Genomic DNA, 15,480 nt, shown 5'->3' with positions numbered 1-15,480 from the left:
GGCTCCGAGGCGGCAGGGGACGCCTGTCAGGCGGGTGCGTCCGCGCCCCCGGCGGGCGCGGGCGCCGCCGGCTTCGCGTCGACGCCGGCCTCCTTGCGCTGCTCGGGGGTGATCGGCGCGGGCGCCGCGGTCAGCGGGTCGTAGCCGCCGCCCGACTTCGGGAACGCGATGACGTCGCGGATCGAGTCGCTGCCGGCGAGCATCGCCACGATCCGGTCCATGCCGACCGCGATGCCGCCGTGCGGGGGCGCGCCGTACTTGAAGGCGTCGAGCAGGAAGCCGAACTTCTCCTGCGACTCCTCCTCGCTGAGCCCCATCACCTGGAAGACGCGCTTCTGGACGTCACCGCGGTGGATACGGATCGACCCGCCGCCGAGCTCGTTGCCGTTGCAGACGATGTCGTAGGCGTAGGCCAGCGCGGTGCCGGGGTCGGTGTCGAAGGTGTCGAGGTACTCCGGCTTGGGGCTCGTGAACGCGTGGTGGACGGCCGTCCACGCTCCGGCGCCGACCGCGACGTCGCCGCTGGCCACTGCGTCCGAGCTCGGCTCGAACAGCGGCGCGTCGACCACCCAGGTGAAGGCGAAGGTCGAGTCGTCCAGCATGCCGCCGCGCCGACCGATCTCCAGTCGCGCCGCGCCGAGCAGCGCGCGGCTGCTCTTGACCGGTCCGGCGGCGAAGAAGATGCAGTCGCCGGGTGCGGCGCCGACGTGTGCGGCCAGGCCCTCGCGCTCGGCGTCGGTGAGGTTCTTCGCGACCGGGCCGCCGAGCTCGCCGTCCTCGGCGATCGTGACGTAGGCCAGGCCCTTCGCGCCGCGCTGCCTGGCCCAGTCCTGCCAGGCGTCGAACTGCCGGCGCGGCTGGCTGCCGCCGCCGGGCATCACGACCGCACCGACGTAGTCGGCGTTCTCAGGGGAGAAGACCCGGAACGTGGTGTCCTTGAAGTAGTCGGTGCACTCGACCAGCTCGAGGCCCATCCGCAGGTCGGGCTTGTCCGAGCCGTACTTCTGCATCGCCTCGGCGTAGGTCATCCGGGGCAGCGGGCGCTCGATGGTGTGGCCGGCCTGCGCCCACATCGCCTCGAGGACGTCCTCCATCAGCTCGATGACGTCCTCCTGGTCCACGAAGCTCATCTCGATGTCGAGCTGGGTGAACTCCGGCTGTCGGTCGGCGCGGAAGTCCTCGTCGCGGTAGCAGCGTGCGATCTGGAAGTAGCGCTCCATGCCGCCGACCATCAGCAGCTGCTTGAACAGCTGCGGGCTCTGCGGGAGGGCGTACCAGCTGCCGGGCGCGAGGCGCGCCGGCACCAGGAAGTCGCGGGCACCCTCGGGGGTCGACCGGGTCAGAGTGGGGGTCTCCACCTCGACGAAGCCGCGCTCGTCGAGGACGTCGCGCGCGGCCTTGTTGATCTTGCTGCGCAGGCGCAGGGCGGCGTTGGGGCCCGAGCGGCGCAGGTCGAGGTAGCGGTGCTTGAGGCGCGCTTCCTCCCCCACCTCCACGTGGTCGTCGATCGGGAACGGCAGCGGCGCCGACTCCGAGAGCACCTCGACGTCGGTGGCCACGACCTCGATGTCACCGGTCGCGAGGTTGGGGTTCTCGTTGCCGGCCTTGCGGGCGACGACCTCGCCGGTGACCTTCAGGCAGTACTCGCTGCGCAGGCTGTGGGCGACGTCCTCGTCGCGCACGACGACCTGCACGACGCCGCTGGCCTCGCGGAGGTCCAGGAACGCGACGCCGCCGTGGTCGCGCCGTCGCGCCACCCACCCGGCGAGCGTGACGGTCTGGCCGACGTGGTCGGCGCGCAGGGCGCCGGCGTCATGGGTGCGAATCACTTCTCGTTCTCCTTGGTGGTTGAGGTGCGAGCGGAGCGAGCCTCGAAACCTTCACTGACGGTGCTGATGACGGTGGGCCGGAGGTCGACCTCCGGAGGGCTCCACGTGGCAGGGTCGGCGTCGACCTGATCACCGGAGCGGATGTCCTTGACCTGGTGCCGGACCTCGCCCGTGCCGGCGTCGGCCTGGACGAACCAGACGTACGGGATGCCGCGCCGCTCGGCGAAGCGGATCTGCTTGCCGAACTTCGCGGGGGCGGGGGCGACCTCGCAGGCGACGTCGCGGGCGCGGAGGGCCGAGGCGACGGCGGCGCTCGTGGCCCGCTCGTCCTCGGTGTTGAGCGCGACGAGGACGGCGCTGGGCACCGGTCGGCTGCCGGCGAGCACGCCGTCGGCGATCAGCGGCACCAGCGTGCGCGAGACGCCGAACGAGACGCCGACACCGGGGTAGGTCGTCCGGCCGTCGCTGGCGAGCGCGTCGTAGCGCCCTCCGCCGCCGACCGACTTCAGCCGCTCGTAGCCCTCCATGAAGATCTCGACGACGGTGCCGGTGTAGTAGTCGAGGCCGCGGGCGATGCGCAGGTTGGCCTCCACGTCCACCCGCCCGTCGGCAACTGCACGGCAGCCCTCCACCACGGCGGCGAGCTCGGCGAGTCCCTCCTCGAGCAGGTCGTCGGTGACGCCGAGGCCGCGCACCGTCTCCACGAACGAGGTGTCGGAGACCCGGATCGTGGCGAGGTCGAGGCAGCGCTGCGCCTGCTCGGGCGTGGTGCCGACGCGCTCGACCAGCATCCGCGCGACCTCGTCGGCCGGGAGCTTGTCGAGCTTGTCGATCACCCGGATCGCGTCGGTCACGTCGTCGATCCCGAGGCCGCGGTAGAAGCCCTGGATCAGCTTGCGGTTGTTGAACTGGAAGGACACCCGCGGGATCGGGAGGCGGGACAACGCGTCGACCATCACCGCCATCACCTCCACGTCGTGGTGGAACGGCAGCTCGTCGCGGCCGACGACGTCGACGTCGGCCTGGGTGAACTGGCGGTAGCGGCCCTCCTGCGGCCGCTCGCCGCGCCACGCCGGCTGGACCTGGAAGCGACGGAACGGGAACTCGAGGTGCCCCGCGTGCTCGAGGACGTAGCGCGCGAACGGCACGGTGAGGTCGAAGTGCAGCCCGAGGTCGGCCTTCGCGCCGGGCTCGGCGTTGATCCGCTGCAGGACGTAGATCTCCTTGTCGACCTCGCCGCCCTTGGCGAGGCGCTCGACCGGCTCCACGACCCGCGTCTCGATGTTGGCGAAGCCGTGCAGCTCGAAGGTGCGCGACAGCGAGGCGATCACCTCGCGCTCGACGGCGCGCTGCGCCGGCAGCAGCTCGGGGAACCCGCTCAGCGGGGCGATCTTGCTCATCGGAGGTCCTGTCTGGGAGCGAGGTCCTGGAGGTACGGGTTGGTGGCCCGCTCGCGGCCGATCGACGTCTGCTCGCCGTGGCCGGGCAGCACGACGACGTCGTCGGCCAGGGGCAGCACCTTGTCGGTCAGGCTGCGCAGCATCGTGGCGTGGTCGCCGCCCGGGAGGTCGGTGCGCCCGATCGACCCGGCGAAGAGCAGGTCCCCGGAGAACATCACCTCGGAGACGTCCTGCTGGGCGTAGGGCGAGCGGAAGGTGACCGACCCCTCCGTGTGCCCGGGCGTGTGGTCGACCACGAAGCGCAGGCCCGCCAGTTCGAGCTCGGCGAGGTCGGACAGCTCGCGCACGTCGTCGGGCTCGGCCCACGAGTAGTCGCCGCCGAGCAGCATCTGGGTGGTCTCCCGGCTCATCCCCGCCATCGGGTCGGACAGCAGGTGCCGGTCGGCCGGGTGGATCCACGCCGTCGCGTCGTACGTCCCGGCAACCGGCGCCACGCACCACATGTGGTCGACGTGGCCGTGGGTCACCAGCACGCTGACCGGCTTGAGCCGGTGCTCGCGCACCACCTGGTCGACACCCGCTGCGGAGTCCTTGCCGGGGTCGATGACGACGCACTCCGCGCCGGGTCCCGTCGCCACGACGTAGCAGTTGGTCCCCCAGGGGCCGGCGGGGAAACCAGCGATGAACACAGGCGTCAGTCCTTGCAGGGCTCGGGGGCGGCAGATCGGGCGGACGGGTGGTGCCCGCCGGACGGAAGCCTACCGAGGCCGGTCCGGGGCATGACTACGATGGGCGACCATGAGCGCCGACCAGCAGTCCGACGACGCCTCGACGCCCGGCGGCAACGCCTGGGGCCGGGTGGCCGAGGACGGCACCGTCTATGTCCGTACCGCCGATGGCGAGCGATCCGTCGGGTCCTACGAGGCCGGCACGCCGGCCGAGGCCCTGGAGTTCTTCACCAAGCGCTTCGACGAGCTGGAGGGCAAGGTCCACCTCCTCGAGCAGCGCGTCGCGTCCGGTCGGCTGGCGCCCGAGGAGGCCGGGTCCTCGATCAAGTCCCTGCGCGAGCAGGTCGTCGACGCGCACGCCGTCGGCGACCTCGTGTCGCTGGCCGCGCGCCTCGACGCGCTCGCCCCGGTCGTCGCCGCCCAGCGCGCCGCCCGCAAGGAGGAGCGCGCCCAGAAGAGCGCGGAGGCCAAGGCCCAGAAGGAGCAGCTCGTCGCCGAGGCCGAGCGGCTCGCCGCCGGCACCGACTGGCGCAACGGCGCCAACCGGCTGCGCGACCTCCTGTCCACCTGGAAGGAGCTCCCCCGGCTCGACCGGGCCACCGACGACGCGCTGTGGCGCCGGTTCTCCACCGCCCGCACGACCTACACCCGGCACCGCAAGGCGCACTTCGCCGAGGAGCACGAGCGACGCGACGCCGCGCGGGTCATCAAGGAGCGCCTGGCGACCGAGGCCGAGGCGCTCTCCTCCTCCACCGAGTGGGGACCGACCGCGGGCCGCTACCGCGACCTGATGCGCGAGTGGAAGGCCGCCGGGCCCGCCCCGCGCGAGGTCGACGACCAGCTCTGGCAGCGCTTCCGCGGCGCGCAGGACACGTTCTTCGGTGCCCGCGACGCCGCCAACGCCGCCCTCGACGAGGAGTTCAGCGCCAACGCCGAGGTCAAGGACGCCATCCTCGTCGAGGCCGAGGCACTCGTCCCGGTGACGGACCTCGAGGCTGCGAAGAAGGCCTTCCGCGACCTCGCCGACCGCTGGGACGCCGCCGGCAAGGTCCCGCGCGACCGGATGAAGGAGCTCGAGGGCCGGATGCGCAAGGTCGAGCAGGCGATCCGTGCCGTCGAGGACGAGCAGTGGAGCCGCAGCGACCCGGAGAAGTCCGCCCGCGCCGACGACATGGTCTCCAAGCTCGAGGCCGGCATCGCCGAGACCCAGGCCCGGCTCGACAAGGCGCAGGCCGCCGGTGACGACCGCCGGGTCAAGGACCTCGAGTCCGAGCTCGCCAACAAGCAGGCGTTCCTCGACATGGCGCGCAAGGCCGCCGCCGACTTCGGCTGAGTCGCCGAGTCGGCGCGAATGTCCGCCTGACCACCGCCGAGTCGGCGCGAATGTCCGCCTGACCACCGCCGAGTCGGCGCGAATGTCCTGAAGTTCCGGAGCATTTGCGCCGACTCGGCGCCTTTCGTCGCGACACTTGCGCCGACTCGGCGCGCTGTGCCTCGACTTTGGCGCCGACTCGGCGTCAGGCGGTGACGCGGTAGGCGTCGAAGACGCCCGGCACGGCGCGCACGGCGCGGAGCACGCCGTCGAGGTGGGCCGCGTCGGCCATCTCGAAGGAGAACCGGCTCTTGGCCACCCGGTCGCGGGTGGTGGAGAGCGTCGCGCTGAGGATGTTCACGTGGGCGTCGGAGAGCGCCATCGTGATGTCGGAGAGCAGCCGCGCGCGGTCGAGCGCCTCGACCTGGATGTTGACCAGGAACGTCGTCTGCGAGGTGGGCGCCCACTCGACCTCCAGCACCCGCTCGGGCTGGGTGAGCAGGCTCGCGGCGTTGGTGCAGTCCTTGCGGTGCACCGAGACCCCGCCGCCCTTGGTGACGAAGCCGAGGATCGGGTCGGGCGGGACGGGCGTGCAGCACTTGGCGAGCTTGACCCACAGGTCGTCGACGCCGCGCACGATCACGCCGGCGTCGGTCGGGCCGGGCTTGGTCGCCCGGGAGCGGCCCGTGATGGTGACGCCCTCGGCGAGGTCCTCGGCCGCGCCCTCGTCGCCGCCGTGCAGGTCGATGACGCGCCGGACGACCGCCTGGGCGCTGAGGTTGCCCTCGCCGACCGCGGCGTAGAGCGCGGACACGTCGGCGTGGTGGAAGTGCTCGGCAACGAGCACCAGCACGTCGTGGGTCATCAGGCGGTTGAGGGGCAGACCCTCCTTGCGCATCAGCTTGGCGATCTGGTCCTTGCCGCGCTCGATCGCCTCCTCGCGACGCTCCTTGGTGAACCACTGGCGGATCTTGGAGCGCGCCCGCGGCGACTGGACGAAGTTGAGCCAGTCGCGCGAGGGGCCGGCGGTGGGCGCCTTGGAGGTGAAGACCTCGACGACGTCACCGTTGTCGAGGGTGGACTCCAGCGGCACCAGCCGGCCGTTGACCCGCGAGCCGATGGTGTGGTGGCCGACCTCGGTGTGCACGGCGTACGCGAAGTCGACCGGCGTCGAGCCCGCCGGCAGCGGGATCACGTCGCCGCGGGGCGTGAAGACGTAGACCTGCGCCTGGTTCATCTCGAAGCGCAGCGACTCCAGGAACTCCCCCGGGTCCTCGACCTCGCTCTGCCAGTCGAGCAGCTGGCGCACCCAGGTCATGTCGTCCTGGTCGCCGAGCTTGTCGGTGTCGACGCCGGCCTTGTTGTTCTCCTTGTACTTCCAGTGCGCGGCCACGCCGTACTCCGCGCGACGGTGCTGGGAGAAGGTGCGGATCTGCACCTCGACCGGCTTGCCCTGCGGGCCGATGACCGTCGTGTGCAGCGACTGGTACATGTTGAACTTCGGCATCGCGACGTAGTCCTTGAACCGCCCCAGCACCGGGTTCCAGCGGGAGTGGATCACGCCGAGCGCGCTGTAGCAGTCGCGGTCCTCGTCGACGAGGATGCGGATGCCGACCAGGTCGTAGATGTCGGAGAAGTCGCGGCCGCCGACGATCATCTTCTGGTAGATCGAGTAGTAGTGCTTCGGCCGGCCGGTGACCTTCGCGTTGATCTTGGCGGACTTGAGGTCGGCCTCGATGTCGGCCACGACCTCGGCGAGGAACTGGTCGCGCGACGGCGCCCGCTCGGCGACCATCCGGACGATCTCGTCGTAGATCTTGGGGTGGAGGGTCGCGAACGCGAGGTCCTCGAGCTCCCACTTGAGCGTGTTCATGCCGAGCCGGTGGGCCAGCGGGGCGTAGATGTCGAGGGTCTCGCGCGAGGACCGCTCCTGCGAGGCCGCCGGGACGTAGCGCAGGGTCCGCATGTTGTGGAGCCGGTCGGCGAGCTTGATGACGAGGACCCGGATGTCGCGGGCCATCGCGACGATCATCTTGCGGATCGTCTCGGCCTGCGCCGAGTCGCCGTACTGCACCTTGTCGAGCTTGGTGACGCCGTCGACGAGCAGGGCGACCTCGTCGCCGAAGTCGGCGCGCAGCGCGTCGAGCGTGTACGGCGTGTCCTCGACCGTGTCGTGGAGCAGGGCCGCGACGAGGGTCGGCTCGGTCATGCCGATGTCGGCGAGGATCGTCGTGACCGCGAGCGGGTGGGTGATGTAGGGGTCGCCGCTCTTGCGCATCTGGCCGGTGTGCCACTTGTCGGCGACGTGGTACGCCCGCTCGATCAGCGCGAGGTCGGCCTTGGGGTGGTTGGCCCGGACGGCGCGGAACAGCGGCTCCAGGACCGGGTTGGACGACGGCGGCCGGGTGCCGACCCGGGCGAGCCGGGCGCGCATGCCGCGGGCGGTCAGCGGGGCCGACCTCGTCTCCTGCGCGGGCGCCTGCTCCTCTGCCATTGGCACAGTCTAGTGAGCCGTCACGAGCCGCGGAGGCGGGTCCGGCCCCCGCCGTCTTGTCAGATGGTCAGCAGGGTCTCGACCGGGAGGTCGCCGGTGGTGGCGCGCGGGTCGAGGAAGCCCAGCTCCATGAGCACCGACACCGCCGTGGCGACTCCTCCGCAGGACTCGACGAGCCGCCGGGTGGCGGCCACGGTGCCGCCGGTGGCGAGCACGTCGTCGACCAGCAGCACCCGCTCACCGGGCGCGATCGCGTCGCGGTGCAGCTCGAGCGTCGCCTCGCCGTACTCCAGGGTGTAGGAGACGGCGTGGGTCTCGCGCGGCAGCTTGCCGGCCTTGCGCACCGGCACGAAGCCGACGCCGAGGGCCAGCGCGACCGGGGCGGCGAGGATGAAGCCGCGCGCCTCCATGCCGACGACCTTGTCGACCGCCACGGCACCGTGCTCGTCACGACCGGCGGCGGCGAGCGCGGCGATGACGGCCGAGAACGCGTCGTGGTCGGCCAGCACCGGGGTGATGTCCTTGAACGTCACGCCAGGCTCGGGCCAGTCCGCGACGTCGACCGTGAGGCGCCGCAGCGCCTCCGCGGCGGCCTGCCGGTCAGGCATCGCCGGGCTCGCCGGGCTCGCCGATCACCGGCTCGTCGATCTTCGCGATCGCGGCGCGGGCGATCTCGATCTGGGTGCCGGGGGCGATCTCGAGGCGGGCGCGGTCGTCGGTGAGCGAGACGACGGTGCCGAAGACGCCGGACGACATCATCACGCGCTGGCCGACCTGGATGCTGTTCTGCAGCGAGACCACCTCACGCTGGCGGCGCTGCTGCGGGCGGATCACCATGAACCAGAAGAGGGCCACGATGGCCACCAGGGGCAGGAGGGCGGCGAGGTCGTTCACGGGTGGGATCTCCTGGGAGGTCGGGGGTGCGTGAGCGCGGCGAGTCTACGTGGCGCTCCCCCGCCGCCTCACAGCTCGCCTCACACGTCGTCGAAGAGCGTGGAGTCGACGGTCGGGAGCGCGGGCGGCGTCAGACCGAGGTGGTGCCACGCGGCCGGGGTGGCGATCCGTCCCCGGGGCGTACGGGCGAGCATGCCCATCCGCACGAGGAACGGCTCCGCGACCTCCTCCACCGTCTCGCGCTCCTCACCGACGGCGACCGCGAGCGTCGAGACGCCGACCGGACCGCCGCCGAAGCGCCGGCAGAGGACGTCGAGGACCGCCCGGTCGAGCCGGTCGAGGCCGGACTCGTCGACCTCGAAGAGGTCGAGCGCGGCCCGCGCGACCGGCAGCGAGAGGACGCCGTCGGCCCGCACCTGGGCGTAGTCGCGCACCCGTCGCAGCAGCCGGTTGGCGATGCGCGGGGTGCCGCGGGAGCGGGAGGCGATCTCGCCGGACCCCTCGGAGGTGAGGTGCACGCCGAGCAGCCCCGCGGAGCGGTGCACGATCCGGTCGAGCTCGTCGGGCTCGTAGAACTCGAGGTGGGCGGTGAAGCCGAACCGGTCGCGCAGCGGCCCGGGCAGCAGGCCGGCGCGCGTGGTGGCGCCGACCAGGGTGAAGGGCGGGATCTCCAGCGGGATCGCGGTGGCGCCCGGGCCCTTGCCGATGACCACGTCGACCCGGAAGTCCTCCATGGCCATGTAGAGCATCTCCTCGGCCGGGCGCGACATCCGGTGGATCTCGTCGACGAAGAGGACGTCGCCCTCGTTGAGCCCCGACAGGATCGCGGCGAGGTCGCCGGCGTGGGTGATGGCGGGGCCGCTGGTGAGCCGCAGCGGGGTGCCCATCTCGGCGGCGATGATCATCGCGAGCGTCGTCTTGCCCAGACCGGGAGGGCCGGAGAGCAGCACGTGGTCGGGCGCCCGCCCGCGGCGCCGGGCCGCCTCGAGCACCAGGCCGAGCTGGTCGCGCACCCGCGCCTGCCCGACGACCTCGTCGAGGGTCTTGGGCCGCAGCGCCGCCTCGACCGCGCGCTCGTCGCCGTCGGCCTCCGCGTCGGTGAGGCGCTGCAGGTGGGCGAGCTCGGCTCCGGAGAGCTCGTCGTCGAGGTCGGTGTCGTCCCAGTTCACGTCAGGCCTTGCTCAGGGTGCGCAGCGCCGCGCGCAGCAGCGCGCCGACGTCGGGGGTGGCGCCGGCCTGGTCGGCGACGGCGTCGACCGCCTTCTCCGACTCCTTGGTCGACCAGCCGAGGCCGACGAGGCCCTGCTGGACCTGCGCGCGCCACGGCTCCCCCGCGTGCGGCGCCGCCACCGCGTGCGCGCCGCCGGTCGGCGGGCCGATCCGGTCCTTGAGCTCGAGGATGATCCGCTGGGCGCCCTTCTGGCCGATCCCGGGCACGCGGGTCAAGGCCTTGACGTCCTCGGCCGCGATCGCCCGGCGTACGTCGTCGGGGCTCATCACCGCGACGATCGCCTGGGCGACCTTGGGCCCGACGCCTGACGCGGTCTGGGCGATCTCGAACACCTGCTTCTCGTCCTCGTCGAGGAAGCCGAAGACCGTGAGGCTGTCCTCGCGCACCACCATGCTGGTGGGCAGCCGCGCCTCGCGACCCACGCGCAGGGTGGCGAGGGTGCCGGGGGTGCACATCAGCTCGAGGCCGACGCCGCCGACCTCGAGGACGGCACTGGTGAGCGTGACGGCGGCGACCTCGCCGCGGACGAAGGCGATCATCGGGTCCTCGCTGGTGTCTTCTTCTGGTGTGCCATGAGCTGGGCCTTCTGCTGGGCCACGGCCGCCTCGAGGCGGTTGCTGGCCGAGCCGCGCCAGACGTGGGTGATGGCCAGCGCCAGCGCGTCGGCGGCGTCGGCCGGCTTGGGCATCTCGGGCAGGCGGAGGATGCGGACGACCATCGCGCCCACCTGCGCCTTGTCGGCCCGGCCGTTGCCCGAGACCGCGGCCTTCACCTCGCTGGGGGTGTGCATCGCGATCGGCAGCCCGCGGCGCGCCGCGACCACGAGCGCGATGCCGCTGGCCTGGGCGGTGCCCATGATGGTGCTGGAGTCGGAGCGGGCGAACACCCGCTCCACGGCCACCGCGTCGGGTCGGTGCTCCTCGATCCAGGCGTCGAGGCCCTTCTCGATGCTCACCAGCCGCTCGGCGACCGGCAGGCCCGAGCTGGTGCGGATGACGCCGACGTCGACCATCGACAGCGGTCGTCCGACGCTGCCGTCGACGACGCCGACGCCGCACCGGGTCAGGCCGGGGTCGATGCCGAGCACGCGCACGCTGGTCCCTCTCCGTCGGCGTCCGAACATGTGTTCGTGCGCCACGCTATCCCGCGCCTGCGCGGAGCGCGGGCAGGACACGCGCACAGGGCCGGACACGTGGTGCCGGCGGGCGGTGCGACAGTGGAGCGCAAGGCCGGTAGGTCGGGCTCAGCGCTCCACCGTCGTGGCTATGCCCAGGCGCGTACGAGACGTCAGGCGTCGGCGGCCTCGAGCTCGGCCATCACGTCGGCGGGGATGTCGACGTTGGTGAACACGTCCTGCACGTCGTCGAGGTCCTCGAGGGCGTCGACGAGGCGCATCACCTTGCCGGCACCGTCGGCGTCGACCGGGATCTCCAGGCTGGCGACGAACTCGACGTCGGCGGAGTCGTAGTCGATGCCGGCCTCCTGCAGCGCGGTGCGGACCGCGACCACGTCGGTGGCCTCGCTCTGGACCTGGAACGCCTCGTCGAGGTCGCTGACCTCCTCGGCACCCGCGTCGAGGGTGGCCTCGAGGACGTCGTCCTCGGTCACCTCGCGTCCCTCCTGGGACTTCGGGACGACGACGACGCCCTTGCGGTTGAACAGCCGCGACACCGAGCCGGGATCGGCCATCGTGCCGCCGTTGCGGGTGACCGCGGTGCGGACCTCCATCGCGGCACGGTTCTTGTTGTCGGTGAGGCACTCGACGAGGAAGGCCACGCCCTGCGGGCCGTAGACCTCGTAGGAGATGCCCTGGTAGTCGACGCCGCCGGACTCCGCACCGGAGCCGCGCTTGACCGCGGAGTCGATGTTCTTGTTGGGGACCGAGCTCTTCTTCGCCTTCTGGATGGCGTCGTAGAGGGTCGGGTTGCCCGCGGGGTCTCCCCCGCCCTGCTTCGCCGCGACCTCGATGTTCTTGATCAGCTTGGCGAAGAGCTTGCCGCGCTTGGCGTCGATCGCGGCCTTCTTGTGCTTGGTCGTTGCCCACTTGGAGTGGCCGGACATGAGTACCTCTGTCTCTGTCGTGGTTCGTGTACGTCGTCAGGCCGAGCGCACCAGGTCCACGAACATGCCGTGGACCCGGTCGTCGCTGCCGACCTCCGGGTGGAACGAGGTCGCCATCAGGGGGCCTTGACGGACCGCCACGATCCTACCCGCGGCGGGCCCGGACTCGACCCGAGCCAGCACCTCGACGTCGTCGTCGACCGCCTCGACCCACGGCGCGCGGATGAAGACCGCCCGCACCGGGGCGTCGAGCCCGTCGAGGTGCAGGTCCTCCTCGAAGGAGTCGACCTGCCGACCGAAGGCGTTGCGCCGCACCGTGATGTGCAGTCCGCCGATGGTCTCCTGGCCGGTGGCGCCGTCCTCGATCCGGTCGGCCAGCATGATCATCCCGGCGCACGTGCCGAACGCCGGCATGCCGCCGCGCACGGCCGCGCGCAGCGGCTCGAGCAGGTCGAAGATCCGCGCGAGCTTGATCATGGTGGTCGACTCCCCGCCCGGCACGACGAGGCCGTCGCACGCCGCCAGCTCCGCGGGGCGACGGACCGTGATCGGCTCGGCACCCAGCGACCGGAGGGCCGCCAGGTGCTCGCGCACGTCGCCCTGGAGGGCGAGGACGCCGATCGTCGGCTGGGTCACCAACCGCGCTCGGAGAGGCGGTGCGGCTGCGGGATCTCGTCGACGTTGAGGCCGACCATCGCCTCGCCGAGGCCGCGTGAGACCTTCGCGACGACGTCGGGGTCGTCGTGGAAGGTCGTCGCCTTGACGATCGCCTCGGCGCGCTGGGCCGGGTTGCCGGACTTGAAGATGCCGGAGCCCACGAACACGCCCTCGGCGCCGAGCTGCATCATCATCGCCGCGTCGGCCGGGGTGGCGATGCCGCCGGCGGTGAAGAGGACGACCGGGAGCTTGCCCGCGGCCGCGACCTCCTTGACCAGCTCGTAGGGGGCCTGCAGCTCCTTGGCCGCGACGTAGAGCTCGTCCTCCGAGAGGCTGCTGAGCCGGCGCAGCTCGCCGCCGATCGTGCGCATGTGCATGACCGCGTTGGAGACGTCACCGGTGCCGGCCTCGCCCTTGGAGCGGATCATCGCCGCGCCCTCGGTGATGCGGCGCAGCGCCTCGCCGAGGTTGGTCGCACCGCAGACGAAGGGGACGGTGAAGTTCCACTTGTCGATGTGGTTGGTGTAGTCGGCCGGGGTGAGCACCTCGGACTCGTCGATGTAGTCGACGCCGAGCGACTGGAGGACCTGCGCCTCGGCGAAGTGGCCGATGCGCGCCTTCGCCATGACCGGGATCGAGACGGCCTCGATGATGCCGTCGATCATGTCCGGGTCGCTCATCCGGGACACGCCGCCCTGGGCGCGGATGTCGGCCGGCACGCGCTCGAGGGCCATCACGGCGACGGCGCCGGCGTCCTCGGCGATCTTGGCCTGGTCGGGGGTGACGACGTCCATGATGACGCCGCCCTTGAGCATCTCGGCCATGCCGCGCTTGACGCGGCTGGTGCCGTGCTCGATGGGGGTCTCGACCGAAGTCTGGGGGGTCTGCTCAGCCATGGCTGGATGGTAGTGCTGGCCCAGCCGGAGGGATGAATCGGCCTAGGCCTGGGCGGCCGCCCGGGCGAGGGCCTGGCGCCGGACCACCCAGATCCGCTGGGCGACGGTCACCGTGGCCGCGACGGCGAGCGCCCACAGCGCGATCCACAGCAGCCAGGGCAGGTCGAGGACGTCGGCGAAGAAGGCCGGCACGAGCATGCCGACCAGCCGGTCGGGACGCTCGGCGATGCCGACCTTGGCGTCGTAGCCGAGGTGGTCGGCCTTCGCCCGGGCGTACGACGTCACCGCGCCCATCACCAGGATCACCAGGCACAGGACGACGTAGAGCCTGCTGTCGGTGTGCCAGGCGAAGTAGAGCGCCAGCCCGCCGAACAGGGCACCGTCGGCGACCCGGTCGAGGGTGGAGTCGAGGAAGGCTCCGAAGTCGTCCTTGCGCCCGATCTTGCGTGCCATCGCGCCGTCGACGAGGTCGCTGAAGACGAAGGCGGTGATGAACAGGACGCCCTGCCACACCCAGCCCTGGGAGAAGAAGAACAGCGCGCCGAAGCTGACGCCGAGGGTGCCGACCAGCGTCACCACGTCGGGGCTCACCCCGAGGCGGATGAACAGGTTGATGAACGGCGCGAGCATCACGCCCTGCCAGAACTGCTTGAACCGATCGAGCACGGCGGCAGGCTACCCGCCGGCCAGCGCTCCCCGGACGTCCGCCACCGCCGCGGACGCGCCGGTCACGGTCCAGTCGACGCCGGCCGCCGGCACCACGACCGACTCCCCGCCCGCCCCGCGCACGATCGCGGCGCCGGGCAGCCGGTCCCAGTCGGCGACGGAGTGCTGGAACAGCACGTCCCACTGGCCGGAGGCGATGGCCATGCAGTCCATCGTCCCGGAGCCGAGCATCCGCAGCGTGCCGACCTGCCCGAGCGCACGGGCGAACGCGACGCCCACCTCGCCGCTGTAGAACGGCGGGTGGAGGTAGGTCACCGCGCACCGCGCCTCGCGGGCGGTCTGCGGCAGCGGGTCGAGGAGGACGCCGTCACACGTGCTGGGCAGGTCGGGTCCGCCGACCCAGGTGCGCAGGGAGGCGGCGTGGTGCACCGCGCCGAGCAGGACGTCGTCCTCGTCGCGCAGCGCGATCGCGCTGCACCACCAGTCGCTGCCGCGGGAGAAGTTGTAGGTCCCGTCGACGGGGTCGATGACCCACGTGCGGCCCGAGGTCCCGGGGCGCGAGGTGCCCTCCTCCCCCACGATCGCGTCGTCGGGCCGCTCGGCGGTGAGCTGCTGGACGATCAGCCGCTCGGCCGCGGTGTCGGCCTGCGTGACGATGTCCGACCCGCTGGTCTTGCGCTCCACGTCGAGGCCCTCGGAGCGGATCCGGGCGGCGAGCAGCGCGGCCTCGCGCACCAGGTCGGCCGCGAGCGCGGCGTCGGCGGCCAGCGGGTGCCCGCTCATGCCGGCCACGCCTCGGCGAGCAGCCGGCGGGTGTCCTCGAGCAGCTGCGGGACGGTCTTGGTGCCGCCCACGACGGTGATGAAGTTCGCGTCGCCGGTCCAGCGCGGCACGACGTGCTGGTGGAGGTGGTCGGCGAGCGACCCGCCGGCCGAGCGCCCGAGGTTGAGCCCGACGTTGAAGGAGTGCGGTCGGCTGACCGACCGGATCGTCCGCAGCGCCTGCTGCGTCATGGTCATCAGCTCGCCGGCCTCGTCGTCGGTGAGGTCGGTCAGGTCGGCGACGTGGCGGTAGGGCAGCACCATCAGGTGGCCGGGGTTGTAGGGGTGCAGGTTGAGCACCGCGTACGTCGTCTCCCCCCGCGCGACCACCAGCGACTCCTCGTCGGGGTGTGACGGGATGGCGCAGAACGGGCAGCCCTCGTCGTCGACGGCGTTGCGGACGTACGCCATCCGGTGGGGCGTCCAGATCCGCTCGAGTCCGTCGGGACCGGCGCCGCGGGTCTCCTCGCTCATGGCGCGATCCTAGGGTG

The 15,480-nt window shown here is 72.0% G+C and carries 16 protein-coding genes; 1 reads left to right on the top strand and 15 read right to left on the bottom strand.

Annotation, left to right across the window (positions count from 1 at the left end; translation table 11 throughout):
- Window positions 1-26: 26 nt before the first annotated feature.
- From aspS to KDN32_RS07965, 3 genes are read right to left on the bottom strand one after another with little or no spacing between them, the layout of a single operon-like run.
- Window positions 27-1,829, bottom strand: coding sequence for an aspartate--tRNA ligase (gene aspS, locus KDN32_RS07975; RefSeq protein ID WP_211731484.1), 1,803 nt, complete (start codon window positions 1,827-1,829; stop codon window positions 27-29).
- Complete coding sequence (gene hisS / locus KDN32_RS07970; protein WP_211731483.1) at window positions 1,826-3,229, bottom strand: histidine--tRNA ligase; 1,404 nt, start codon at window positions 3,227-3,229, stop codon at window positions 1,826-1,828. The genes aspS and hisS overlap by 4 nt, the downstream gene beginning before the upstream one ends.
- Window positions 3,226-3,918, bottom strand: coding sequence for an MBL fold metallo-hydrolase (locus KDN32_RS07965; protein WP_211731482.1), 693 nt, complete (start codon window positions 3,916-3,918; stop codon window positions 3,226-3,228). Before KDN32_RS07965 ends, hisS begins: the two co-directional genes overlap by 4 nt.
- A 109-nt stretch (window positions 3,919-4,027) precedes the next feature.
- Between KDN32_RS07965 and KDN32_RS07960 the strand changes: the two genes are divergently transcribed.
- Window positions 4,028-5,290 carry a DUF349 domain-containing protein gene (locus tag KDN32_RS07960; RefSeq protein ID WP_211731481.1) on the top strand — a complete coding sequence of 421 codons (1,263 nt, stop codon included), beginning with the start codon at window positions 4,028-4,030 and terminating at the stop codon, window positions 5,288-5,290.
- A gap of 184 nt (window positions 5,291-5,474) precedes the next feature.
- On the opposite strand, the gene KDN32_RS07955 is transcribed toward KDN32_RS07960, so the two are convergent.
- The 12 genes from KDN32_RS07955 to KDN32_RS07900 all read right to left on the bottom strand — a co-directional run bounded on the left by KDN32_RS07955 (window position 5,475) and on the right by KDN32_RS07900 (window position 15,463).
- On the bottom strand, window positions 5,475-7,763 hold the full coding sequence (locus KDN32_RS07955) for a RelA/SpoT family protein (protein WP_249216382.1): 2,289 nt from the start codon (window positions 7,761-7,763) through the stop codon (window positions 5,475-5,477).
- A 59-nt stretch (window positions 7,764-7,822) separates the two neighbouring features.
- Window positions 7,823-8,371 carry an adenine phosphoribosyltransferase gene (locus KDN32_RS07950; protein ID WP_211731480.1) on the bottom strand — a complete coding sequence of 183 codons (549 nt, stop codon included), beginning with the start codon at window positions 8,369-8,371 and terminating at the stop codon, window positions 7,823-7,825.
- The gene (yajC, locus tag KDN32_RS07945; protein WP_211731479.1) at window positions 8,364-8,657 is read right to left on the bottom strand and encodes a preprotein translocase subunit YajC; all 294 of its coding nucleotides are present in this window, start codon (window positions 8,655-8,657) and stop codon (window positions 8,364-8,366) included. Before yajC ends, KDN32_RS07950 begins: the two co-directional genes overlap by 8 nt.
- An 80-nt stretch (window positions 8,658-8,737) precedes the next feature.
- Window positions 8,738-9,769, bottom strand: coding sequence for a Holliday junction branch migration DNA helicase RuvB (gene ruvB / locus KDN32_RS07940; RefSeq protein WP_211732432.1), 1,032 nt, complete (start codon window positions 9,767-9,769; stop codon window positions 8,738-8,740).
- Window positions 9,770-9,827: 58 nt separating this feature from the next.
- Window positions 9,828-10,427 (bottom strand): Holliday junction branch migration protein RuvA, encoded by a 600-nt coding sequence (ruvA, locus tag KDN32_RS07935; protein ID WP_211731478.1) that lies wholly within the window; start codon window positions 10,425-10,427, stop codon window positions 9,828-9,830.
- Window positions 10,424-11,011, bottom strand: coding sequence for a crossover junction endodeoxyribonuclease RuvC (gene ruvC / locus KDN32_RS07930; RefSeq protein ID WP_211731477.1), 588 nt, complete (start codon window positions 11,009-11,011; stop codon window positions 10,424-10,426). The genes ruvA and ruvC overlap by 4 nt, the downstream gene beginning before the upstream one ends.
- A 164-nt stretch (window positions 11,012-11,175) precedes the next feature.
- Window positions 11,176-11,949, bottom strand: coding sequence for a YebC/PmpR family DNA-binding transcriptional regulator (locus KDN32_RS07925; protein WP_211731476.1), 774 nt, complete (start codon window positions 11,947-11,949; stop codon window positions 11,176-11,178).
- A gap of 36 nt (window positions 11,950-11,985) precedes the next feature.
- On the bottom strand, window positions 11,986-12,588 hold the full coding sequence (gene pdxT, locus KDN32_RS07920; protein WP_211731475.1) for a pyridoxal 5'-phosphate synthase glutaminase subunit PdxT: 603 nt from the start codon (window positions 12,586-12,588) through the stop codon (window positions 11,986-11,988).
- On the bottom strand, window positions 12,582-13,502 hold the full coding sequence (gene pdxS / locus KDN32_RS07915) for a pyridoxal 5'-phosphate synthase lyase subunit PdxS (RefSeq protein WP_211731474.1): 921 nt from the start codon (window positions 13,500-13,502) through the stop codon (window positions 12,582-12,584). Before pdxS ends, pdxT begins: the two co-directional genes overlap by 7 nt.
- A 42-nt stretch (window positions 13,503-13,544) precedes the next feature.
- Window positions 13,545-14,168, bottom strand: coding sequence for a phosphatidylinositol phosphate synthase (gene pgsA, locus KDN32_RS07910; protein WP_211731473.1), 624 nt, complete (start codon window positions 14,166-14,168; stop codon window positions 13,545-13,547).
- 9 nt (window positions 14,169-14,177) lie between these two features.
- A complete protein-coding gene (locus tag KDN32_RS07905) occupies window positions 14,178-14,951 on the bottom strand; it encodes an inositol monophosphatase family protein (protein WP_211731472.1) in 774 nt (257 codons plus the stop codon).
- Window positions 14,948-15,463 carry an HIT family protein gene (locus KDN32_RS07900; protein ID WP_211731471.1) on the bottom strand — a complete coding sequence of 172 codons (516 nt, stop codon included), beginning with the start codon at window positions 15,461-15,463 and terminating at the stop codon, window positions 14,948-14,950. Before KDN32_RS07900 ends, KDN32_RS07905 begins: the two co-directional genes overlap by 4 nt.
- Between the last annotated feature and the right edge of the window lie 17 nt (window positions 15,464-15,480).

It is taken from the genome of Nocardioides palaemonis, assembly GCF_018275325.1.
Taxonomy (GTDB): Bacteria; Actinomycetota; Actinomycetes; order Propionibacteriales; family Nocardioidaceae; genus Nocardioides; species Nocardioides palaemonis.
Note: the sequence above shows the minus strand (reverse complement) of the source record. Positions and strands in the feature narration are given on the sequence as shown.

Bases quoted from the DNA above. Each gene is read 5' to 3' on its own strand.
- hisS (WP_211731483.1), bottom strand. From the start codon at position 3,229: ATGAGCAAGATCGCCCCGCTGAGCGGGTTCCCCGAGCTGCTGCCGGCG.
- KDN32_RS07960 (WP_211731481.1), top strand. From the start codon at position 4,028: ATGAGCGCCGACCAGCAGTCCGACGACGCCTCGACGCCCGGCGGCAAC.
- KDN32_RS07955 (WP_249216382.1), bottom strand. From the start codon at position 7,763: ATGGCAGAGGAGCAGGCGCCCGCGCAGGAGACGAGGTCGGCCCCGCTG.
- KDN32_RS07950 (WP_211731480.1), bottom strand. From the start codon at position 8,371: ATGCCTGACCGGCAGGCCGCCGCGGAGGCGCTGCGGCGCCTCACGGTC.
- ruvA (WP_211731478.1), bottom strand. From the start codon at position 10,427: ATGATCGCCTTCGTCCGCGGCGAGGTCGCCGCCGTCACGCTCACCAGT.
- ruvC (WP_211731477.1), bottom strand. From the start codon at position 11,011: ATGTTCGGACGCCGACGGAGAGGGACCAGCGTGCGCGTGCTCGGCATC.
- KDN32_RS07925 (WP_211731476.1), bottom strand. From the start codon at position 11,949: ATGTCCGGCCACTCCAAGTGGGCAACGACCAAGCACAAGAAGGCCGCG.
- pdxS (WP_211731474.1), bottom strand. From the start codon at position 13,502: ATGGCTGAGCAGACCCCCCAGACTTCGGTCGAGACCCCCATCGAGCAC.
- KDN32_RS07905 (WP_211731472.1), bottom strand. From the start codon at position 14,951: ATGAGCGGGCACCCGCTGGCCGCCGACGCCGCGCTCGCGGCCGACCTG.
- KDN32_RS07900 (WP_211731471.1), bottom strand. From the start codon at position 15,463: ATGAGCGAGGAGACCCGCGGCGCCGGTCCCGACGGACTCGAGCGGATC.